The following is a 22838-nucleotide window of genomic DNA, read 5'->3' as shown; positions in this document are numbered from 1 at the left end:
TAACTACTCAATACACTCAAGGTTTTAGCTACACAATACAAAGCCAAGTATTAACAGTGCTATCCAAATGGTTTCGGCAACAATCATTATTATTGGCTTTAAACCTACCTCGGTGAGTTTGCCTAGGTTTGTTTTCATACCAATGGCGGCGATGGCGGCAATTAAAAAGAATCGAGAAAGCTCATTGGTGGTTTCAAGCACAATTGCTGGCAGGTTAAAGGTGCTGTTTATAATCATTAAAATTACAAAGCCAATTAAAAACCCCGGTACTTTTGGCAGCTCGCCATGGTTACTTTTGTTTGAGCGGTTAATCACAACCATCATAATAAGTACTACAGGCAACAGCATGGCTACTCGTACTAGTTTAGTCAGTGTTGCTATATCGCCTGCCTCGGGCGATACCGAATACCCCGCACCGACTACTTGGGCTACATCGTGTATGGTGCCACCTAAAAATACGCCGGCGTTGTGGGCGTCAAACTCAAGGTAGTTAACCACAATCGGGTATAAAATCATCGCTATGGTCGACATAGCCGTTACGCCAATTACAGTCAGTAACGTATCGCGCTCTTTATGCTCGCTATTAGGCATAATAGATGAAATAGCCAGTGCTGCCGATGCACCACAAATAGCGACTGACCCTCCGGTAAGTGCGCCAAAACGCTTTTGTAAACCAAATACTCGGGCAAGTACAACCCCTAAAATAATGGTGGTAAATATAGCGCCAGCTAGCATTAACGCGGTTTGCCAACCCAGTGTAATTAAATCACCTAACGCAATGCGAGTCCCCAGTAACACAATACCTACGCGTAAAACCGTGGTGCCGGTAAAGTCTATGCCTTTAGCGCACGGGCTATCACTTTGATATAAAAACGACACCGCCATGCCTAATAATAAGGCAAATAGCATAGCGGGTGCGCCATAGTGTTCACTTAAAAATAAAGCGGCAAGGCCAGTCATCGCTGCAATACTAGCGCCTTGCCATAACGGGGAAATTTTTACCTTTAGCGCATTGGTTAAGCTTTGCATTAGGCGTTAGCTGCAGTCAGAGCTACAAGTACTTGGCGTTTACGCTCGCCAGTAAATGGGCGACGGCCATGCATCGCCATTTCGTTATCTACTAAGGCTACATCGCCATCTTGCCAGGCTAAATCAAAGGTATAGTCTTTTGATAGCTCAACAATTTTTTCAAGCCCTTGTTTAGGAATGGCACTGCCATCGCCAAAGGTAATAGCAACCGATGGGTTTTCGCGTACGCCTTTCCAGCCCATATAAGCGGCAATAAGTTGGTTATAAAAAACCTGTACGCCGTTTTCAAGGGTAAGTACAGCCGGTAAAACTGGGGTAATTGCTTTTAAGGAGCCATCTTCTAGCCATTCCCACTCGTAACCTAGCTCGGTAAGTTTATTGTGCGCTTCGTCTTTGGTTTCAACACTTAGGGTGCTTTTCCAGCTGCGGCCTTGGCCCGATGTAGCATCGTCGGCTGCGGGCATGTAAGTGGTGTATTTTAAGCCTTTTTGCTCAAAGTCATCGGCTAATTGGCTATCATATTGCTTTAATGCGCTAAATAATTTATCTGAGCGACAAAGTGGCGTTGCGCCGCCTTCCTCAGCTGCCGATTTACAAAAAAAGAACAGCTTACTAGGCGAAATAGGTGTTTGCGCCATTTCGTGATGAAGGTAAATTTCTACATCTTTTGGGGCTTCATTAGCGGTAAATACACGCTCAGTAAAGTTAATACGTACCGCATTGGATAGCGACTCTTGGTACGTAAAGTTGTCGTAATCAAATCCTGCTGAAAACGTATCAAACGTCTCGGCGCTATTAATAGGAAAGCCTCTAAACAATACAGCGCCTGAGCTGCGAAGTTTTTTAGCCAGCTCACTTTTGTGAGCGCGAATAAAAGCTACCGCTTCTTCAACGGTGCTGGCGTTATTGTTATTAACCACAATGCACGGAAAAACCGAGTCATCAAACGTTAATTGTGTAGGCACTTGGGCATAGTTAAGTTCGGTAGCTGACATGTTATTATCCTAATCGTAAATAGGGTGAAAACGGTTAAAGGCAGCTTCACAAAAGTGCCCAGGGTCGTTAAAACGGCGATTGCTATTAAGCGCAGAAATTTGCGCCATTTCTTGCTCGGTTAATTCAAAGTCGAACAGCGCGAGGTTTTCTTTCATGCGCTCAAACTTAGAGGTTTTTGGAATAATGGCGGTGCCACGTTGCACGCCCCAGCGCAGCACAACTTGTGCGGGGGTTTTGCCATGGTTTTGCGCCGCAGCTTTTACAACGCTTTGCTCAAGCACCGACTCAGTTTGATCGGCCATTTCAAGCTCAAGGTACGAAAGCGCACCCAGCGGTGAAAACGCAGTAACCGGAATATCGTACTGTTTGGCAAGCCTTACTAGTCGCTCTTGGGTTAAATAAGGGTGCGACTCAATTTGCAGCATCGCGGGTTTAATTGTGGCGTAGCTCATTAAATCGTGAATAAGTGCGCTTGAGTAGTTACACACGCCAATGCGTTTTGCTTTGTTGTTATGTACTTGCTCTTCCATTGCTTGCCACGTTAAATGCAGTGGCACTTTTGCCAGCTCCATTTGGGGATTTTGTGCATCTGGGTCTACAAACCATTCTGGCGGGTAGCGTGTTTCGATTGGCACAAACGTTTGCGCAATCGGAAAGTGAATTAAGTATAAGTCGAGGTAGTCGAGCTTTAAATCGCTCAAGGTTTTATCAATGGCAAGCTCTACATGCTCTGGCGCATGAAAGGTATTCCATAGTTTTGACGTAACCCATAATTCTTCGCGGGTACATAGGCCGTCTTTTATTGCTTGGGCTATGCCATCGCCCACTTGTTCTTCGTTGCCGTAGTCTGATGCGCAATCAAGATGACGGTAACCTGCTTTAATAGCTTGGTACACTGTTTGCGCGCAATCTTCTTGTGCTACTTTCCATAAACCGAACCCGACTGGCGGGATGTTATTTAATGAACTCATTGGGAATTCCTGTTAAAATTGCATAATGACTTTGGTCTTGTATAAGACATAAGTTATTATACGAATCTAACAGTGTCAACACTATGTTAACGCGTAAGGAATAAATGAAAGGGGCTAAAAACCTACAGGCAGCAAAAAGGCAGCGTTTGCTGCCTTTAAAAAATATTTAATAAGTGCGCGTTAATATGAACAGTATCAATCAAGTTCAATTTGGTAGTGGTAGTGATCGCTACGGCATTTGCTCAAACGGTATTCTATGCGTTTACCTTCGATTGATTCGGTAATGCGCGATACCAACAACAGTGGGTCACCGGCTTTAATAGCGAGTAGTTTAGCGTCGGTTTCATCTGCTAAAACGGCTTTAATGCTGTCTTGGGTTTTATGTACGGTTTGGTTAAATTTGGTTTGGTAGTAATGATACAATGTATGCGGAATATCACTACTTTGATGTATATCAGGAAAGAAACTTTGCGGTAGGTATATAGTTTCGGTCATGCAAAATTCGTTATCGAGAATACGTCTGCGGACAAGCTTAGTAACTTTGTCTTTTTTATTAAGTTGCAGGGCATCGATTACATCTTTTGGTGCAGGGCAAAGTTCAACCGACAATAGCTCGGCTTTAGGTAGGTCGGCACCTTTGCCGTCAGCCTGCAGCGGAAAAAACCTAAACAGGGCATCTTGCGCGGTGTGCTCAGATACAAACGTACCAACACCTTGGCGACGAGTAACTATTTTATCGTCGGTTAATAAATTAAGCGCTTTACGAACAGTGCCTTGGCTTACGTTAAATTCTTCAGCAAGGCGAAACTCGCTTGGTAATACTTCGCCAGGCACCCAGCGTCTTTCAACAATGAGCTGTTTAATATAATCAGCCACTTGTAAGTAAAGTGGTTGAAAAGCCAAGCTTGGGCCACTTAATTTGTGATCAAACATAGAGTTACTCATTGTTATTTACCATTAAATTTAATCCACCTGTATTTATATCATAGGTGAAAACTTTTGCGCAGCTTTGCGCAAGCTCAATTAATTGTGAACTATTGCCGTGTAGTTTGTTTTTACATTATGCCTAAAAACAAATCGTTACACTACAATAGCGCACATCTAGGATATTTAAAGTGCTCAGTATTTCGTTAGAACTCATCTTGCTTATGGCGCTGTGCCTAAGCCTAGCCACCATAATGCAAACGCTAAGCGGGTTTGGCTTTGGGTTGTTGGTGGTTGCAAGCTTTACGCTGCTAGATGTTTTACCGCTCACCGCGACTACATTTTTAGTCAGCTTATTAGGCTTGGTTAACTCAACCACTGTGGTGGTAAAAAACCGCAATGCAGTAAAACTGCCCGAGCTTAAACTTATGTTGTATACCGGTATTCCGCTAATGCTGTTAGGTTTTATATTGCTTGAATATATGTCGGCGCATTTAACGCAGTTTTTAAACTTTATTTTAGGGATTAGTATTTTATTATGCTGTGGCTTAATGCTAATTGGTCGTGATAGAGCCAATAAGCAAAGCGGGCGTGGCTCATTTTTAATTGCTGGCGGCGTAAGTGGTTTGCTAGGCGGGCTGTTTTCAACGTCGGGGCCGCCGCTGGTGTTTCAGTGCTATAAACAAAGTTGGTCTATTGAGGCCATACGCAGCACATTACTTGCGGTATTTACCATTGGTGGCATAGTACGTGTAGGTATTGCGCTATTTGGCACCTTACCCGAGCTCGATATTATGTTTTTAATTGCTGCGGCCATACCTCTTGTGCTTTTAGTTACACACTTTGCCCGTAAATTAACGCCTTATGTTGATGCAAAATGGATTCGTATAATAGCAATTACTTTGCTGGGCTTAAGTGGGGTTTCGCTGGTGGCTACATCGGCACCGAGTATATTTTAAATCAAGGGCGTAAATTAACTTAACTTGAATTTATTTACGTTGACATGGGGATTACAATTATTTAACTTGTATCTTATACAAGACTAATAATTGGTTAAGGAACTCCCATGAATGCATTTGAATTACGTGAGCCAGACTGGAACGCTATAGAGCCAGCACGCTTAATTGCAGAGCCTAAGCTACAAGGCCATGTGCTAGTTTTACCGACCCAATTTGGCGAGGTTAGCGTTACCATAAGCCAGTTTGGTTTACGTTTAAATGCAGGCTCCACGCATGACGAGACGTTTAAAATATTAACCACCACCCCTTCTAACTTACCGCTTTCACTTAATACATTAGACCACGGCTTTGCAGCCACTGCCGGTGACTACCGCTTAGAATTTTACAGCGACCCGTTTTACTTTAAGCTTTATAAAAACGACAAATTAGTACAGCAATCAGCAACCGATGGCCACTTTGTGCGCCAGCATCGTTTACCACCACTGGCTAAAACCAATAACGGCTGGATTTTAAGCCTAGAGCTAAACTACGACGAAGCCGTATACGGCCTTGGTGAAAAGTGGGGCAAGCTTGATAAACGCGGCCAACTTATTCGCTCATACAACCATGATGCACTGGGCGTAAACGCCGAAAAATCTTATAAAAATACGCCATACGCTTGGAGCCCTGAGGGCTGGAATTTATTTGTACACACGCCAGCGCCCGTTACACATGGCGTAGGTTACGCACTTTGGTCGCAACGTGCTTATGTGTGTTTAGTAGAAGACGACGCATTAGATGTATTTTTATACCAAGAGCAAACGCCTGCACAAAGCATTAATCGCTACTGCGAGCTAACTGGTTTTGCGCCGGTGCCACCACAGTGGAGCTTTGGTGTTATTTTATCAAAAGCATATTACAAAGACGCCGACGAGTTATTAAGTGTAGCCCGCGAAGTACGCGCTAAAAACATGCCGTGCGATGTAATTACCCTTGATGGCCGTGCATGGCAAGACACCGACACCCGCTTTGCCTTTGAATGGGACCCAACACGTTACGCCGACCCAAAACCTGTACTTGATGAACTAAAAGCCATGGATTTTAAAATTTGTGTATGGGAATACCCGATGATCTCGGTAAACAATCCATTATTTGCTAAAGCGGCCGAAAACGGTTGGCTAATAAAAGATAAACGCACAGGTAAAGCGTACCAATACGAGTGGGATTTAAGCCCCTTTGGTGAAGTACTTACGCCATTACCAGAGTCGGGTATTTTAGATTTTACTCACCCCGATGCTTACGAATACTGGCTGGAGTCGCACAAGCCACTGTTTGAGCTTGGCGTAGATATGATAAAAGCAGACTTTGGCGAACAGCTAGAAGATGAAAACATGGTATCGCACAGTGGCGACAGCGGTATAAGATTACACAACGTATACAGCATGTTATACAACCGCTGCGTTTATGAAGCCGCCGAAAAATACTGTAAAACAGGGCCATTTTTGTTTAGCCGATCGGCATGGACAGGCAGCCAACGATTCCCTGCACAATGGGGCGGTGACCCACAGGCCGATTGGCAAGGTTTAGCAGCGAGCATTCGCGGTAGCTTAGCGTGGGGCATGTCGGGCGGGCCATTTTTTGCAACTGACATTGGCGGTTTTTACAAAGATACGCGCGATGCAGAGCTTTATGTACGCTGGGCGCAAGCGTCGGTATTTAGTGCGCATATGCGCTTACATGGCATTGGCCCTCGCGAACCGTGGTCATACACCGAGCAAGCAAGTGACGCCGTATTTGCAGCGCTTAAATTACGCTATCAGTTAATTCCGTACTTACAAGCGTGTGCAGAGCAAGCGCAGCAAACAGGGCTGCCTATTCAGCGTGCCATGGCACTGGCATTTCCTGATGAGGTATTGGCACATCGTTTTGATCAGCAATTTATGTGCGGCGAAAAACTTCTTGTTGTGCCATGTGTGGTACCTAGCGGTAAAGTTAAATTTTACTTACCGCAAGGGGAATGGTTGAGCTTTCCTGATGGGCAAACTTACGAGGGCGGTAAGTATTACGAAGAAACACTTGAGCTTACACAAATGGCCGTATTTGTTCGTAAAGGCGATACGCTCATGCTCGGCCCAGAGGTTCAACACACAGAGCAAGACATGAGCCAGCTAACAGCTTGGCCAAAATAAAACTCGGTAAATAGCAAACACACACAACACACGTAACACACACAATAATAAAGATATTAGCTTACTTTTTACCGAGTAAAGTAAGCTAAAAGGGGCGCAAGATGGAAGGTATGAACATTACCATGACACTGCTATCGTGCCTGGCGTTTATGGCGCTGGTAGGATATATCTCGTACCAAAAAACCAAAGGGGAAGTTAACACCCAAGACGGCTACTTTTTAGCGGGGCGTGGTTTAACAGGTACATTTATAGCGGGGTCAATGATCCTCACTAACTTATCGGCCGAACAACTTATTGGCCTTAATGGCTCAGCGTATGGTTACAACCTCAGTTCTATGGCGTGGGAAGTAACTGCTGGGATATCCACCATTATAATGGCGCTGATCTTTTTACCGCGGTATTTAGCCGGCGCGTTTTCTACCTTGCCTGAATTTTTGCGGGATCGTTTTGACGATACCGTACGCCGCATGACGGTGATCTTATTTATGGTAGGGTATTGTTTTATAACGATCCCTTCTGTTTTGTACTCAGGATCAATCGCTGTTCTTAGGTTATTTGATGTACCTACCCTATTAAACTTAAGCTACCAAGCAAGCTTAATTGTCACCATTATTATTGTAGGCTCCGTGGGCGCTATATATGCGGTATTTGGCGGTTTAAAGGCGGTTGCGGTATCGGATACCATTAACGGGGTTGGGCTATTAATTATTGGTATTTTAGTGCCAACTCTTGGCCTTATTGCCCTTGGCGATGGTAACTTTGCCGATGGCTTAAGCACCCTAGTAAACACCGATACCGAAAAGCTCAACGCCATTGGTAGCAGCGACGATCCCGTGCCATTTGGTACCATTTTTACCGGTATGATCCTCGCTAATTTATTTTACTGGGGCACCAATCAGTACGTGATCCAGCGTACATTGGGCGCTAAAAACTTAGTAGAAGGCCAAAAGGGCGTGTTGTTTTCAGGGTACTTTAAAGTACTAGTCCCTTTTATGATGATGATCCCAGGCGTAATTGCGTATCACCTTTATAAACACGAAAGCTTACAAACCATAGATTTAGCCTACCCACATTTAGTAAAAGATGTACTGCCTCAGTACTTATCTGGGTTCTTTTTAGCGGTGCTATTAGGTGCGGTATTTAGCTCGTTTAATTCACTGTTAAATAGTGCTGCCACATTGTTTTGTTTAGATGTTTACAAGCCAATGAAAAAAGACCAAGTAAGCGACGAAAAGCTAATTAAAGTGGCTAAAACCACCAGTATTGTAATTGCTATATTATCGTTTATTACTGCGCCGTTACTGATGTTTGCCCCAGAAGGTTTGTGGCACATAATTCGTGTATTTACCGGATTTTACAACATTCCGGTCATCACAATTGTGTTAGTGGGTTTATTTACTCGTAAAGTGCCTGCACTGGGCGCTAAAGTGGCGATTGTATTTCATGTTATTGCCTACACTTTGCTTAAATTTGTGTGGGACGTAGACATTAACTTTATCCATATTTACGCCATATTATTTTTTATTGAGCTGGCCATTATGTTAGGTATTGGTTATTACAAACCTCTTGCCACTCCGTGGAAATTTACCCGCAAAGCCGAGGTAAACCTAAGCCCTTGGAAATACGCGTTGCCTTGCGCCATTGTATTGGTGAGCTTAATTGTAAGCCTGTACATACTGTTTTCTCCCCTTGGGCTTGTTGGTGGCACCAGCGTTTACTTTGTACCGAGCTTAGTTGCCGTTTGGACTAGCGCCTTTGTGCTTAGCTGGTGGAGCGTACGCCGATGGCATAAACGCTACACAAGCAGCTTGGCGCATATTGGCTTAGAGCGAGCATAACGCGCCGTTATATTCTTTATATAAATTTTAAATCACATTTTATTCACATAATGTTTGCAATAAAGGGTGAGTTTGTTTAAGTTTATATCTCTTATATAAGACATAAGAGATATAAGGAAAATAACTACAACACTCTGGCACCGCTTTTTAGCAACCCACACACTTGCTAGCGCGGTAATTTAACAGCACACACGCACAATTTGGAGAATGACATGAGAGCTAAAAAGTCCGTCTTAAGCTTGGCAGTCACGTTAGCAATGACAACGGGTTTAGCGCTAAGCACGCAAGCACATGCGCAGCAAGAGCAAACTGAACAACAAGCAGAGCAAAACGATAACGATAAGTTTGAAAAAATTGTTGTAACCTCACAAAAACGAACGCAAAGCCTAAACGAAGTACCGCTAGCGGTGTCTGTACTGAATAGTGATCAGATAGATTCGGCATTTGCTAATAACATGGAGGGCCTACAGTCACTTGTGCCTTCGGTAAGTTTTAGAAAAGGCACAACAACGCGTAACTCAGCGCTAACGGTGCGTGGTATTGGTACTATTTCGTTTAGTATTGCCGCTGAGCCAAGTGTAGCAACCGTGGTTGATGGCGTGGTACTTGGCCGTTCTGGTCAAGCTTTTGCCGATTTATACGATGTATCTCGCATTGAAGTGCTGCGCGGCCCACAAGGTACTTTATTTGGTAAAAATGCCTCGGCGGGTGTGGTAAACATTACAACCAAAGACCCTTCGTACGATACAACCGGCAGCGTAGAAACCTCATTTTATCAAGATAACGAATACCGCTTTAAAGGCGTGGTAAGTGGCGGTTTAACCGATGATTTAGCAGCAAGCTTAACCGTATTTAAAGGTAAGTTTGATGGCTACATTGATAACGTTTACAACAACGAAAAAGTAAACGGCTACGACCGTGAAGGTGCACGTGCTGTATTTAAATACGAGCCAAGCGATGATTTAAACGTTAAATTTATTGCCGAATTTTATAACGCCGATGACGACTGTTGTGCCGATTTAGAAGCCCTACCAAGTGGCCGTAACCCAGATTCGCAAGCTGCGCCTAACAGCAACGGCATTGTTGATGGTGTTGCCGATATAGACCTAGACCAGCGCAAAGTGGATCACGACTATGAGTCGCGCACAATTGACGAACACAGCGCGTTTTCGGTACAGGTTGATAAAACCATTGGCGACTACACGTATACGTCAATTACAGCACAGCGCTCGTGGGATAACACCGAATACCGCGAAGGCGACTTTACCTCGATTGCTGGCGACAGTAATGAGCCAGTATTTGGCGCGCCCTTTCAATTACACGACTTAGGTGCACAGCAGTGGGATCAGTTTTCGCAAGAATTTAGAGTGACCTCTAACCTAGCAGGCCCGTTTAACTATGTGGCTGGTTTATTTTACTGGAACATGGACTCGCAACGTAACTTTACCCGTGACGCGAGTTGTCAAAATAACGCAGGCCAGCTAGACGCTGCCATGGCGTATTACGCTCAAAATAACTTAACCGGTGCAGAACTTGATGCGGCATTGGCCGATTTAGACACTTACACGCAAAGCCTAGGTGTAAGCTGTAATGCTAACGATATTGTATCGGCCACCGCGTACATGAGCACCGAGTTTAACAACTGGGCAGCCTTTGCCGATGGTACTTACGATTTATCTGAAGATTTACGCGTACTGTTTGGTATTCGCTACACCGACGATGAAGTGTCGTACACACACCGCCGCGTAAGCAATGATGAATTTGGTCGCACCGGTGTAGGTGTACGCTCAGCTGCACTAAATACTGATGAATCAGGCAGTGCAGAAGAAACCAATGTGTCAGGTCGTTTAGGTATGCAATACGATTTAGGCGATGGCCAAATGGTTTACGGTACTTACTCGCAAGGCTACAAAGGCCCTGGTTTTAACGTGTACTATAACTTTAACCCTGATAACGATAGCCGCGAAATTGCACCAGAAGAGTCAGATGCGTACGAGCTTGGCTATAAATACGCAAGCCGCGACTTTGTATTTAACTTTGCTGTATTTAGAACCGAAATTGAAGGCTTTCAAGCCAATAACTTTGACTGTTCAGACGGTACCTGTATTACCCGCTTAACCAATGCCGGTGATGTAAGCACGCAAGGTGCTGAGGTTGACTTTATGTGGGCGGCTACCGACTCACTTACTTTAACCGGGGGTATTGCGTACATTCAGGCTGAAATTGACGAATTTAATTGTCCGGCAGAAGTAGCTGAGGGTTCATGTACTGATCGCTCTGGCTTAGATGTGCCTTTTTCGCCAGATTTAAAATACTCACTAAGTGCTGATTACTTTATTGAAACAGAGCACGACTTTAATATTCACATTAACGGCTCTTACATTTACACCGACGAGCAATACTCAGACCTACCAAATAATGTAGGCGAGTTTAACCCCGCGGCGTTACTACCTGATTACGGTATTTTAAATGCCAGTGTAGGTTTATCGTTTAAAGATGATGCATTTAGAGTATCGCTTATTGCTAAAAACCTAACCGACGAAAGTTACGCAACAACCTACAGTGGCGACAACTTCCGTTACCAAATTCCGCGTGATGCCGAGCGCTACTTTGGCGTATCGTTTAAGGCGCGTTTTTAATGTTATAAATTTATCCCTGTGTAAATTGTGCTAAGCGCAGCGTTTTTAAACGCTGCGCTTTTTTTGTGTCTTATTTTTGTAATGCTTTAGTCATGTTTTTTTCATTAAAAGTACGCTTAGAGGTCACATCTATTTTCTATAGTGCTGCGGTTACTAATTTGAGGCAGACGCTTCAAGCAAAAACAACCACTACACTATGGGAATAATAAAGGATGAAAATTAAAAAAATTGCTGCGGCAGTTGGCTTAACGCTTATGTTAAGTACAGCAAGCCATGCCAATGTATTACCACAAAGCCAAACAGGTAGTAGCTGGTATACCAATGCCCAAACCACGTTAACTGCTAAAACGGCTCAAGCACAAAATGAAAACACAACAAAAGCTAAAAACGTTATTTTGTTTGTAGGCGACGGCATGGGTATATCTACCCTTACCGCAGCACGTATTTTACAAGGTCAGCGCGCGGGTGAGCTAGGTGAAGAAGGTTATTTAAGCTTTGAAGAGTTTCCGTACTCGGCACAGGTAAAAACATATAACGTAGATGCGCAAACCCCCGATTCTGCAGGCACCATGACCGCGATGATCTCAGGGGTTAAAACCGATGTAGGCGTAATTGGTGTAGACGAGGACATAGAGCGCGGTGTGTGTTCAACAGTTGCGGGCAATGAGCTTTTAACAGCCACTGAGCTTGCTGAAATTAAAGGCCTAGCAACGGGTATTGTTTCAACGGCGCGTATTACTCACGCTACACCTGCGGCAACGTATGCTAAATCGGCAGACCGTAACTGGGAAGATATCTCAGACATGCCAGAAACCGAAACTGCCTGTGAAGATATTGCCTCGCAGCTGGTAAATTTTGAAAAAAACCTAGAAGCCCGTTTTGTAGGTACCGATGTTGACGGCCTTGATTTTGTTATGGGTGGCGGACGTCGTCACTTTTTACCAAAAGATGAAGCAGCTAACTCAGCTGATGCACTTAGCGCGGTAGAAGGGGATCGTACTGATGAACGTAACCTAGTTACTGAATGGCAAACTCAATACCCACAAGGTACTTATGTAATGGACCAAGCAGGCTTTGATGCCATTGCTGATGATGCCACTAAAGTATTTGGTTTATTTAACGAATCGCACATGCAATACGAAGCTGACCGCGCAAACGACGTGGCAGGCGAGCCTTCATTAAGCGAAATGACCAGCAAAGCGATTGACGTATTAGGCAAAAACGAAAACGGTTTTTTCTTAACGGTTGAGTCGGGCCGTATTGACCACGCACACCACGCGGGTAATGCCTACAACGCACTTAACGACACCATAGAATTTGCAAAAGCAGTACAAGCTGCCGTAGATAACACCAACCCAGAAGAAACCCTTATTTTAGTCACCGCCGATCACAGCCACGTATTTACAATTGCTGGCTACCCTAAACGCGGTAACCCAATTTTAGGTCAAGTAGTTGCCGTAGGCGAAACCACCCCAAGCCTTGCTGCCGACGACATGCCTTACACCACAGTGGGCTATGCAAATGGCTTAGGGTTTAGAAACTTAGTTGATGAAACAGATGCCGATGCCGCTTATTTAACAGCTCCAGTTGCTGGACGTGTAGAGCTTACAGGCGTTGATACTACTACACCTGGCTTTCATCAAGAAACCACTGTACCCCTTGGCTCAGAAACCCATGCTGGTGAAGATATTTCGCTGCATGCAAAGGGCCCTGGTGCGCAGCTAGCTCAAGGCGTAATTGAGCAAAACGTAGTATTTCATTTAATTGATCAAGCTCTTGAACTAACTCAGCAATAATGGCGGCTAACATGAACAAATTAACAGTACTTTCTTTAGCAGTAATGGTCGCGCTTGCAGGTTGCAGTGACGACGACAAAGACGAAAATAATATTCTCGCGGTAGATAACACTATTGCAGTAGGCTCAGAGCAATGTGTTAATGGCGGTGTAGAAACCCAAACCGGCGTAGATACAAACGGCAACGGCGTGCTAGATAGCGACGAAGTGACCTCTTCTAATTTAGTGTGTAATGCACCTGCTACATCACTTACCAGCGAGCAACTTGCATCACTAACAAGCAATGCATGGTTTAGTGGTGCACAAGCACAGCTTGAAAAAACACAGCAAGCAAATGCAAGTGTGGTTACCGAGTCGGGTAAAGCTAAAAACGTTATTTTATTTGTAGGCGACGGTATGGGTATTTCTACCGTAACGGCTGCACGTATTTTAGCAGGCCAGCTTGAAGGCGGCTTAGGTGAAGACTACCAGCTAAGCTTTGAAAAAATGCCGTACTCAGGTTTTGTTAAAACTTACAATGTAGATGCACAAACGCCAGATTCGGCAGGCACAATGACGGCAATGGTGTCGGGTGTTAAAACCGATGTGGGCGTAATTGGCGTAGATGAAGACATTGAACGCGGTGTGTGTTCAACAGCCCAAGGTAATGAGCTAGTGACCTCGCTAGAACTTGCAGAAATTGCCGGTAAAGCAACTGGCCTTATTTCAACCGCACGTATTACCCATGCAACACCTGCAGCAACGTATGCTAAATCGGCTGACCGTAACTGGGAAGATAACTCAGATATGCCAGAGGGCACTGAAGCCTGTGAAGATATTGCATCGCAACTAGTAAACTTTGAAGCCAACCTAGAAGCGCGCTTTGCTGGTATTGATGTAGATGGCATAGACGTAGTAATGGGCGGTGGACGACGTCACTTTTTACCTAAAGATGCAGCAGCAAACTCAGCCGATGCAGTTAGCGCAGTAGAAGGCGATCGTACTGATGGCCGCAACCTAGTAACCGAGTGGCAAACAACTTACCCAAGTGGCACATACGTTATGGACCAAACTGGTTTTGATGCAATCAGCGACGATGCCACTAAAGTATTTGGTTTATTTAACGAATCGCACATGCAATACGAAGCCGACCGCGCAAACGATGTAGCGGGCGAGCCTTCACTTAGCGAAATGACCGAAAAAGCAATTAACGTGCTTGATAACAACGACAATGGCTTTTTCTTATCGGTAGAAGCAGGGCGTATTGACCACGCTCACCATGCGGGTAATGCCTACAATGCTCTAAACGACACAGTAGAGTTTGCAAAAGCTGTGCAAGTGGCAATGGAAAACACTAACCCAGAAGAAACGCTAATAGTAGTAACAGCCGATCACAGCCACGTATTTACTATTGCAGGCTACCCTAAACGTGGTAACCCAATATTAGGTAAAGTTGTTGCCGTAGGCGAAACCGAGCCAAGCCTAGCTGCCGACGATATGCCATACACCACAGTGGGCTACACCAACGGTGGCGGCTTTAGGGATTTAGGCGATGAAACCGATGCCGATGCGGGTTATGCATTTGCACCTGTTACTGGGCGTGTAGATTTATCAGACGTTGATACAACTGCACCGGGCTTTCACCAAGAGGCACTTGTACCACTTGGCTCAGAAACTCACGCAGGTGAAGATGTGGGTGTATACGCAATGGGCCCAGGCGCTCATTTAGTAACAGGCACTAATGAGCAAAGCTTTTTATTCCATGTAATGGACTTTGCGGCTGATTTAGTTAAAACAGCCGACGAAAAAGTAACGCCGTAACACACATAAAAGCGTACTTTTTAAATATATAAAGTACGCACATAGCATGTGTATTTAAAAACAACTCGTACCCTGTGCGAGTTGTTTTTTTATGTCATAAAAATGCCATTGTAAGTCGTTATTGTATGGCTATTACAGTGATGTTTAAAAAGAGATAAATTAATGAAACTTGCATTATTTTTAATGGTAACGCTTGCCAGTACCAGCACGTTAGCGCAGCAATGTGATATTGATAGCGCACAGTTAAAAGCCGACTATAAAATTACCAATACTCATAACCATGAGCAAAGCACACAGTCACTAACGCTTTGGCGTAATAACTCGCAAGTAGCGCACCAACGTGAGGTTATTACTGAGCTTTGGCAGCACTTAGCTAACAAGCAAATTCGCCCAATTCGTTATTTTAATGCCCAGCAACGGGGTATTGAGTATCAGCCATCCGAGGTACGTGGCATACAAAATTGGAGTGCTAAAAATCAGCTGGTGGATGCGCATTTAATCGAAAAAATGACCCTTTTAAACACCCAAGGCACAGGCTGCGATGAAGTTAAAAACTACGCACTTACACAAGGCGACAACCAATTTAAACTCGCTTTATTTACCAAGTCGAATTTGGTTAAAAGCTTTAGCGTAACCAATAAAAAAAACCACACTCACACTGCGCTTAACTTAAATAATGTAAGCAGTAATAAAGCAGAAATAACTGCACAGTTTGCCAAATGGGATCGCTTCCAAACCACCGACTACGCCGATATTGGCGATAACGAAAACGACCCGTTTTTAGCAAAAATGATCAACCTTGGTTTTATAGAACACAGCGCAACGGGGTTTTATAACCAGCAAGGTAAAGCGATTCAAGGTGGTCACCACCACTAGGTTTTAGACTGTTTAAATGTAGTAGCTCATAGCTGGAAGAGTGAGAGGTTATGGCCTACTTAATGGGGTTAATAAAGTCACAACCATCAAAACACCGTCAGGCTGCTTTCTCTTACCTCTAAAGTAACTCTCGATTTTCAACATATTTATAGTTGGTAATAATTTATACTATTTGATACTAATACAGGTTCATAGAAATGCTTTATAAAACTAAATGATAGAGCACTTAAATTTATTCATTAGTTTTTATACAAAGGCATTAATGCCTCTTTGAGTAATTTAGCATGAACACATTTAGCCAGAAGACACGAAAAAACATACAGGCTTGTTGTATGGCTCCATTTGTAGTTTTTCCTGCACTATTGGTGGCATTTCTAATTTTATATAGTTATTCGCTTGCTACAGGTTACGTGGTCTCTACAACTGGCTTTGAACCTTGGATTATAATGACTTTTGTTGGCTGGCTTTTAGCTGCATTTTTAACTCTTTTTTATGGTTTGCCGATAGCTTTGTTGCTTCAACATTTTAATAAATTCAAACTTCGCTTTTTACTCCCTTTAAGTTTAGTTCCCACATTCATAGTATTGTTAACCAGTAAATCAGAACTCGGGGTGTTATTTATCTATGCTTATAGTTCAGCTATTGTGGCTGTGGCCTACTGGTTTATATTCACGAGGAAAAAGTGTGGAGACTAAAATAATGAAAAAAGTGAATGTGCCGGTAGATTGGGTTGAAAATTCAAACCCTGTTCAGCCTGGTTTATACTTTGTTGCGTCTAGTTATAAAACTGGGTTCGGTTCTTACGATTACCTTAACTGGGATGGTGAAAAGTGGCTTAAATCTGACTCAATAAAAGTTGTTGGTTGGGTTTCCCTTGGGGATTTTTTAGGCTTAATAGATGCTGGTTGGCCTATGGGTGATGAGCCAGATAAAGAGCTTGAAGAGTTGAGCAATAAAAATAAAGAAAAATTCAAAGGAGACGAAGATGGATTCGTTGAAGTTGAGTAACATACAAAATTAATTATTCAGAAGTTTTGCCTCTGAACGAGGCAAAACCATTATCTCTAATAATTCAAAACCAACTATTCAAGATGAGCATCATCAGGCTTTTTAGGTCTATCAGCTAGCTCTGTTAGGCCTTCTTCGCAGTCGCCGCTGTCGCAGGTATTTAAATCACTTTGTGCCTGCTTATCTTGCTGCAGCACTTGTTTTAAATCTTCCATGCGTTGGCGCACGGCTACGCCGTAGCTGGCGTCATCGCCCCACAGCTCGGCAAGTTGCACAACCGCAGCGCGGTCGTGGTCTCTAAATAGTTTTCCGGCGCGCTGGGCATCTTCTTTATTGTTACCTAACAGTTCAAGCGCCTCTACTGCAAGGTTAATGGCGGAGTCGACCGTTTCGCGATTAAAGGCATCTACTTTTAAGTTAAGCATTTGATACGCATGGCGGCGGTCGATAGCGCGGGCAACTATTTTTAGCTGCGGGTAGTTTTTATGTGCGAGCTTAATTATTTCTATAGTTTTATCTGGGTCGTCTATTGCTACCACCAACATTTGTGCCGTGTGTGCGCCTGCGGCTTCAAGGAGTTCTTGGCGTGCGGCATCACCATAAAATACGGTATTGCCAAAGCGGCGAAGGAGTTCTATTTGGCTTGGGCTGTGATCAAGTACAGTAATGTCGTAGCCTTGCGCGTGCAGTAAACGGCCCATAATTTGCCCAAAACGACCGTAGCCCGCAATAATTACGTGTTTTGCTGTGCTAATTTGCTCAGGCTTGTCGAACTCAGGCGCGCTGTTACTGGTGCGTTTTTGTAGCTGCTCGTAAACCATTAATAACAATGGTGCAACCAACATTGAAACAGCCACCACTAACGTCACTAGGCTTGTTTGCTCTGGCGTTAATATGCTTAATGTAGTGGTTACACTTAAAAGTACAAAGGCAAATTCGCCGCCTTGTGCCAGCGCTAAGGCAAACAGTAAACGCTGCTTTTTACTAATATTAAATGTGATGGCAAGGGCAAATAAAATGCAGGCTTTTACTACAATAAGCAGCGCAACGAGTGCAATAACGGTTGTAAATTCATCCGCTAGTAATTCAAAGTTGATTGATGCGCCCACGGTAATAAAAAACAACCCTAAAAGTAGGCCTTTAAAGGGTTCTATATCGGCTTCGAGCTCGTGTCTAAATTCGCTTTCGGCAAGCACTACACCGGCTAAAAACGTACCGAGTGCAGGTGATAAACCAATACTTTGCATCACGAGCGCTATGGCCACCACTAAAAATAGTGCAAAAATAGTAAATATTTCGCGCATGTGAGTTTGTGCAATGTATCTAAATAGCGGCGCTGATACATATTTACCGCCAGCAATAATGGCGGCAATAACCGCTACCGATACGCCTACTTGCTGCCATACCGGCCAGCTTGCAATAATGGAGTCGCTAATTTCTTTTGAGCTACTTTGCGGCGCAAAAGCCAGTAGTGGTAGAAGCGCTAAAATAGGAATAATGGCGATGTCTTGAAACAGTAAAACCGAAAACGCATTTTGCCCGGCTTCTTGTTTTAGCCAGCCTTTTTCTTCAAGGCTTTGCAGCACAATAGCGGTTGATGACAGCGCCAGCATTAAACCAATCGCGAGGGCGGTTTGCCAGTGCATGGCAAAAAACCAGTAACAAAACGCAAAAATAGCCGCGGCGGTAAGTACGACCTGTAAGCCGCCAAGCCCTAATATTGAATGGCGCAGCTTCCATAAACGGGCGGGTTGTAGCTCAAGGCCAACCAAAAACAGCATCATCACTACACCAAACTCGGCAAAGTGCATTACATCAGTTTGATCCCCCACAATACCTAAGGCGTAAGGGCCAATAAGTATGCCTGCAATTAAATAACCAAGTACCGAGCCAAGGCCGACTCGCTTGGCAATAGGTACAGCCACTATGGCCGCCGCTAAGTAAATTAAAGCTATTTCTAACACGCGTATATCCTAATAACATCAAGGCTTTTAGCATGGCTTAGTGGCTTTAAAAATACAATGGGTCATGTGGCTGAAAATGGATCATTTAGTCATAATTAATCGGCTACTTTTACAGGGCCGCTAATATTATCAATGCTTACATCGCCAGAGCCCGATTCGGTAATGGTAAGCCCTTTAGCATGATTTACACGAATATTGCCCGAGCCATCTTCAATGGTTACGCTTGCTTGCACGTGCTCGATAACTAAATCGCCAGAGTTATCGTCAACATCAACCGCGCCATTAATGTTATTAATGGCAATGCTGCCTGAACCGTCTTCAACAGTTAAGGTGCCGCGCACATTGCTAATGCGCATATCGCCCGAACCATCATCAATAACCGTATTACCGTTCACATTATTAATATTTACGCTGCCTGAGCCATCGATAAGCGCTAAGTTACCCGTTATGTTTTCAAGGGCTATATCGCCAGAGCCATCTTCAATGGTGAGGTTTTTAGCGCTGTTTATAGATAAGCTACCTGAGCCGTCTTCTACGTTAATATTATTTTGCATTGCGCTTATAACAATGTCGCCAGAGCCATCATCAATATCTAAATTTAGATTGCTTGGCACGGTTACAACTACATCTATATGTGGAGATTGGCCGCTGTAAAAGTTAATGCCATTTTGGCTTTTATTTTGGGCAACAAGGTTTGCCTGTTTTCCGTTTTGCTCAAGGGTAAGTGTGTATTCGTCTTCAATGTCGGCTGTGTAAATTGTGGCATCTACACTTATGCTGGTGGCATTAGGCGAGCCTTTAATTTCAAGTGAGCCTGCACCGCTCAACACATTTAAGTATTCTAGATTATTGCTGGGCAGTGAAAGCTGCTGAGTTTGTTTTACTGACGCAACGCTTGGCGATATATGAAATACACAGCCGCTTAATAATAAAATGCCACCAATAAGTGAAAGTGGTTTTGTAATGTTAGATACAGTTGATGAGCTCATGCTTAGTCCTTTGTGTTTGTTATTTATGCTTGTTTTGTATAAGCATAGTAGAGCAAAAACGAGACCAATTATAAGTTATTGATTTTATTAAGGTGATAGGTATGTTTAAAACGCTGGTTTACTAATGATTGGTTAAAAACACTAAAAATTAGCAAAAAGGATGCACATGGCATCCTTTTTAAGTATTTGCTTTTAGGTTAATTATTAAAAGCTGTAAGTAATGTTACCGTATAGGAAACGCCCGTCTAATCCGTACGGTGCATATGGCGTGTACGGGAATATTTGGCCAAAGTCAGAGTAACCAATGTTATCTACCGTTGCTTGCGGGTACTGATCGAACAAGTTGTTTGCACCTACTGCAAATTTCCAGTATTCGTCTGGGCGGTAGGCTACTTCTAGGTCGGTGATCCATTTAGGGTCAATGTACTCATCGCGATCGGCGGTAGTTGAAATATCAGCCACTTCACCGTAGCGCGTTGCACGAAGGGTGGTTTGCCATTCGTTAAAGTTCCACACTGCTGATAGATTCCATTTGCTATCTGGTGTGCCTTCTTCAAAGCGGCCTACTTCACGGCGTGCAAATACCACGTAGTCATCGCCGAGTGAGTTTAGCTCGCTTGGGTTGTCGTCTACGTGTGTTACTTCGGTATCGTTAAAGTTAGCGGCTACGTTTAAGCGTAAGTCACCTAAATCGCTTAAATCTAAGTTGTAGGTAGCAACAATATCAACACCTTGCGTGCGCGAGTCGATAGCGTTAGTAAAGTAACGTACACTTTCTGTATTTAGCTCGCCGGCATTTTGCAGTATTTCTACTACAGCATCACCTTCTAGGTTTTCAGACAATACAATACGGTCATCAATATCAATGCGGTATGCATCTACAGTTAGGCTAAAGCTGCCTTGCGTGTACATAAAGCCAGCCGTTACGTTTACAGACTCTTCGGCATCTAACTGCTCTGCACCAAGTGCTTGTGCTGCTGTTGAATCGGTTGGGAATAAACCAACTTCAAACGGTTGGTTGTTCTCAAGTACGGTAGAGATTTGGCGGTACGAGCTTTGTGCAAGTGATGGTGCACGGAAACCTGTACTAATTGCACCGCGCAGCGATAGGTTTTCGTTAATGCTGTAACGCGACGCAAGCTTTGATGTAAACGTATCGCCAAAGTCGGTGTAGTCTTCGTAACGTCCGGCTAAAACTACGTTCCAATCTTCTGTTAGGTAAGTATCAAATTCTACAAATAAAGCAACATTATGGCGGCTTCTATCAGTAACGCTTTGCGGGCTAAAACCTGCAAGTACTTGTGCGCCACCGGCTGCGATTGGGTTGCCGTCGCTATCAAGCGCAGTAATGTAAGAGGCCTCTTCACCTTGCTCAATTTTGTAGCTTTCGTGGCGGTACTCTGCACCTACTGTAAAAAATACGTCGTCAGGTAAGCCAAAATCAAAGGTGGTATTTGCTGTGGTGTTAACTAAAAATTGGTCATAAACCAGTGCGCCGTTGTCAAATTCGGTTGGGCTGTCGGCACCTAACGATGTATTTATACTATTTACAACGCCAAAGCCAAAGTCGTTACGGCCGTAGTTAGTACTTACATCCCAAGTCCATTCGCCTGTTTCGCCTTGTAGACCTAAGGCAAATGAGTAATCTTGTACGTCGGTTTCAATTTGCGGTAAAAAGCCGTCTGGGTACACTTCTAACACGTTGCGGCTGTCTTTTGCACGGCGGTAAAAACCACCTGAGTTGCCTTCGCGCTTTGAGTAGCTACCAAACGAGTACAGGTTATAGCCGTTATCAAAGTCGTAACCCATGTTGTAAAACAGTGCGTAGTCTTCAAGGTCGGCTTTACCAAAACGGTGATTGTATCGGTCGATGGTAAATTCGCGTGGGTCTAGGCTGCCATCTTCTAGGCGGTCGTATTGCTCGCGCGGGTCAAAACCAGAGCGCTGTGTAGAGTCGTTATCACGGTACTCAATAGATACGTTTACAAAGCCGTTATCTAAAAGCTCAAAACCCGAGTTTGCGCTAATTGTACGGCTTGCGCCGTCGTTTACTTCGCGGTCGGCACCGGTATTAAAAGCAAGGTTGCCATCGGCGTCGGCGTAGGTGCTTTCTAGCTGAGGTACACCTGCCATTTGCGTATCGTATTCACCGTAGGTTACGCTTACGCTGCCGCCTTCGGTGGCATCTTTAAGTACAATGTTAATTACACCGGCAATAGCATCAGAACCGTATTGCGCTGCTGCGCCATCACGTAGTACTTCTACGCGTTTAATGGCTGATGTTGGGATCATGTTTAAATCAACCGCTGTAGAACCACGGCCTACTGTGCCACCTAGGTTTAATAAGGCGCCTGAGTGACGGCGTTTACCATTAATAAGTACTAGGGTGTGATCGGGTGCTAAACCACGTAGTACAGCAGGTTTTGCGTGGTCGGTGCCATCTGCAAGTGTTGCACTTGGGTAGTTAAAACTAGGCACTTGGTTTGCTAATACTTGGCTTATTTCTAGCTGACCCGTACTTTGCATATCGCCGCTGGTAATAATATCTACAGGTACGGTACTTTCGGCAACACTACGCAGGCTTCTGCGGGTACCGGTAACCGAAATCACTTCAATACTTTCTTGTGCTTGAGTGTCTTGTTCTGCGGCAATTGCAGGAGAATAAGACGCGCCAAGCGCAGAGGTAACGGCCAGACTAAGTGCTACTTTTTTAGCTGATAATTGCTTTAACATGATGTTGATTCCCTTAAGGGCTGCTGACTATTGATTTTAAAAGGAGCGCATAATATAGAAGGCGCTACTTGTGTGCAAAGATAAAAACTGTCTAAGTTATTCTAAGTTGTTAACAACTAAAATGACAATTTACGCCCGCTGTAGATGTT

16 protein-coding genes are annotated in these 22838 nt (G+C 44.0%); 9 read left to right on the top strand and 7 right to left on the bottom strand.

What is annotated here, in order from left to right; genetic code table 11:
* Positions 1–24: 24 nt before the first annotated feature.
* The 4 genes from AN389_RS08840 to AN389_RS08825 all read right to left on the bottom strand — a co-directional run bounded on the left by AN389_RS08840 (position 25) and on the right by AN389_RS08825 (position 3941).
* Positions 25–1029, bottom strand: a complete 1005-nt coding sequence (locus tag AN389_RS08840) for a YeiH family protein (protein WP_055015511.1) — start codon at positions 1027–1029, stop codon at positions 25–27.
* Entirely contained in the window at positions 1029–2024 is a 996-nt protein-coding gene (locus AN389_RS08835) for a TauD/TfdA family dioxygenase (protein WP_055019647.1), read from the bottom strand. Before AN389_RS08835 ends, AN389_RS08840 begins: the two co-directional genes overlap by 1 nt.
* 9 nt (positions 2025–2033) lie before the next feature.
* Positions 2034–2996 carry an aldo/keto reductase gene (locus AN389_RS08830; RefSeq protein WP_055019646.1) on the bottom strand — a complete coding sequence of 321 codons (963 nt, stop codon included), beginning with the start codon at positions 2994–2996 and terminating at the stop codon, positions 2034–2036.
* Between the two features lie 195 nt (positions 2997–3191).
* Complete coding sequence (locus AN389_RS08825; RefSeq protein WP_055015513.1) at positions 3192–3941, bottom strand: GntR family transcriptional regulator; 750 nt, start codon at positions 3939–3941, stop codon at positions 3192–3194.
* 170 nt (positions 3942–4111) lie between these two features.
* On the opposite strand from AN389_RS08825, the gene AN389_RS08820 reads away from it, so the two are divergent.
* The 9 genes from AN389_RS08820 (at position 4112) to AN389_RS08780 (ending at position 17003) form a co-directional block, all read left to right on the top strand.
* Entirely contained in the window at positions 4112–4879 is a 768-nt protein-coding gene (locus AN389_RS08820; protein ID WP_235575963.1) for a sulfite exporter TauE/SafE family protein, read from the top strand.
* Positions 4880–4986: 107 nt separating this feature from the next.
* Positions 4987–7047 carry an alpha-xylosidase gene (locus tag AN389_RS08815; RefSeq protein ID WP_055015514.1) on the top strand — a complete coding sequence of 687 codons (2061 nt, stop codon included), beginning with the start codon at positions 4987–4989 and terminating at the stop codon, positions 7045–7047.
* Positions 7048–7148: 101 nt separating this feature from the next.
* Positions 7149–8885, top strand: a complete 1737-nt coding sequence (locus tag AN389_RS08810) for a solute:sodium symporter family transporter (protein ID WP_200911303.1) — start codon at positions 7149–7151, stop codon at positions 8883–8885.
* A 212-nt stretch (positions 8886–9097) separates the two neighbouring features.
* Complete coding sequence (locus AN389_RS08805) at positions 9098–11524, top strand: TonB-dependent receptor (protein ID WP_055019645.1); 2427 nt, start codon at positions 9098–9100, stop codon at positions 11522–11524.
* 212 nt (positions 11525–11736) lie between these two features.
* On the top strand, positions 11737–13320 hold the full coding sequence (locus AN389_RS08800; protein ID WP_055019644.1) for an alkaline phosphatase: 1584 nt from the start codon (positions 11737–11739) through the stop codon (positions 13318–13320).
* 11 nt (positions 13321–13331) lie between these two features.
* Complete coding sequence (locus AN389_RS08795; RefSeq protein ID WP_055019654.1) at positions 13332–15119, top strand: alkaline phosphatase; 1788 nt, start codon at positions 13332–13334, stop codon at positions 15117–15119.
* A gap of 162 nt (positions 15120–15281) precedes the next feature.
* Positions 15282–15995 carry a hypothetical protein gene (locus AN389_RS08790; protein ID WP_055019643.1) on the top strand — a complete coding sequence of 238 codons (714 nt, stop codon included), beginning with the start codon at positions 15282–15284 and terminating at the stop codon, positions 15993–15995.
* Positions 15996–16327: 332 nt separating this feature from the next.
* Positions 16328–16690 (top strand): hypothetical protein, encoded by a 363-nt coding sequence (locus tag AN389_RS08785; RefSeq protein ID WP_055015518.1) that lies wholly within the window; start codon positions 16328–16330, stop codon positions 16688–16690.
* A gap of 4 nt (positions 16691–16694) precedes the next feature.
* Positions 16695–17003, top strand: coding sequence for a hypothetical protein (locus AN389_RS08780; protein WP_055019642.1), 309 nt, complete (start codon positions 16695–16697; stop codon positions 17001–17003).
* Positions 17004–17077: 74 nt separating this feature from the next.
* On the opposite strand, the gene AN389_RS08775 is transcribed toward AN389_RS08780, so the two are convergent.
* From AN389_RS08775 to AN389_RS08765, 3 genes are all read right to left on the bottom strand, one after another.
* Complete coding sequence (locus tag AN389_RS08775; RefSeq protein ID WP_055019641.1) at positions 17078–18967, bottom strand: monovalent cation:proton antiporter-2 (CPA2) family protein; 1890 nt, start codon at positions 18965–18967, stop codon at positions 17078–17080.
* Between the two features lie 95 nt (positions 18968–19062).
* A complete protein-coding gene (locus tag AN389_RS08770; RefSeq protein WP_055019640.1) occupies positions 19063–19956 on the bottom strand; it encodes a DUF4097 family beta strand repeat-containing protein in 894 nt (297 codons plus the stop codon).
* A gap of 204 nt (positions 19957–20160) precedes the next feature.
* Entirely contained in the window at positions 20161–22689 is a 2529-nt protein-coding gene (locus tag AN389_RS08765) for a TonB-dependent siderophore receptor (protein ID WP_055015522.1), read from the bottom strand.
* Positions 22690–22838: the final 149 nt, after the last annotated feature.

The organism is Pseudoalteromonas sp. P1-7a (assembly GCF_001401855.1).
Classification (GTDB): Bacteria; Pseudomonadota; Gammaproteobacteria; order Enterobacterales; family Alteromonadaceae; genus Pseudoalteromonas.
The sequence above is the reverse complement of the archived record's forward strand: the minus strand, read 5'-3'. Positions and strand labels throughout refer to the sequence as shown.

What these genes read in the sequence shown, in the direction of transcription:
- AN389_RS08790 (WP_055019643.1), top strand. Translation starts at nt 15,282, where the DNA reads ATGAAACTTGCATTATTTTTAATGGTAACGCTTGCCAGTACCAGCACG.
- AN389_RS08825 (WP_055015513.1), bottom strand. Translation starts at nt 3,941, where the DNA reads ATGAGTAACTCTATGTTTGATCACAAATTAAGTGGCCCAAGCTTGGCT.
- AN389_RS08815 (WP_055015514.1), top strand. Translation starts at nt 4,987, where the DNA reads ATGAATGCATTTGAATTACGTGAGCCAGACTGGAACGCTATAGAGCCA.
- AN389_RS08800 (WP_055019644.1), top strand. Translation starts at nt 11,737, where the DNA reads ATGAAAATTAAAAAAATTGCTGCGGCAGTTGGCTTAACGCTTATGTTA.
- AN389_RS08810 (WP_200911303.1), top strand. Translation starts at nt 7,149, where the DNA reads ATGGAAGGTATGAACATTACCATGACACTGCTATCGTGCCTGGCGTTT.
- AN389_RS08780 (WP_055019642.1), top strand. Translation starts at nt 16,695, where the DNA reads ATGAAAAAAGTGAATGTGCCGGTAGATTGGGTTGAAAATTCAAACCCT.
- AN389_RS08785 (WP_055015518.1), top strand. Translation starts at nt 16,328, where the DNA reads ATGGCTCCATTTGTAGTTTTTCCTGCACTATTGGTGGCATTTCTAATT.
- AN389_RS08840 (WP_055015511.1), bottom strand. Translation starts at nt 1,029, where the DNA reads ATGCAAAGCTTAACCAATGCGCTAAAGGTAAAAATTTCCCCGTTATGG.
- AN389_RS08770 (WP_055019640.1), bottom strand. Translation starts at nt 19,956, where the DNA reads ATGAGCTCATCAACTGTATCTAACATTACAAAACCACTTTCACTTATT.
- AN389_RS08830 (WP_055019646.1), bottom strand. Translation starts at nt 2,996, where the DNA reads ATGAGTTCATTAAATAACATCCCGCCAGTCGGGTTCGGTTTATGGAAA.
- AN389_RS08765 (WP_055015522.1), bottom strand. Translation starts at nt 22,689, where the DNA reads ATGTTAAAGCAATTATCAGCTAAAAAAGTAGCACTTAGTCTGGCCGTT.
- AN389_RS08795 (WP_055019654.1), top strand. Translation starts at nt 13,332, where the DNA reads ATGAACAAATTAACAGTACTTTCTTTAGCAGTAATGGTCGCGCTTGCA.
- AN389_RS08805 (WP_055019645.1), top strand. Translation starts at nt 9,098, where the DNA reads ATGAGAGCTAAAAAGTCCGTCTTAAGCTTGGCAGTCACGTTAGCAATG.
- AN389_RS08835 (WP_055019647.1), bottom strand. Translation starts at nt 2,024, where the DNA reads ATGTCAGCTACCGAACTTAACTATGCCCAAGTGCCTACACAATTAACG.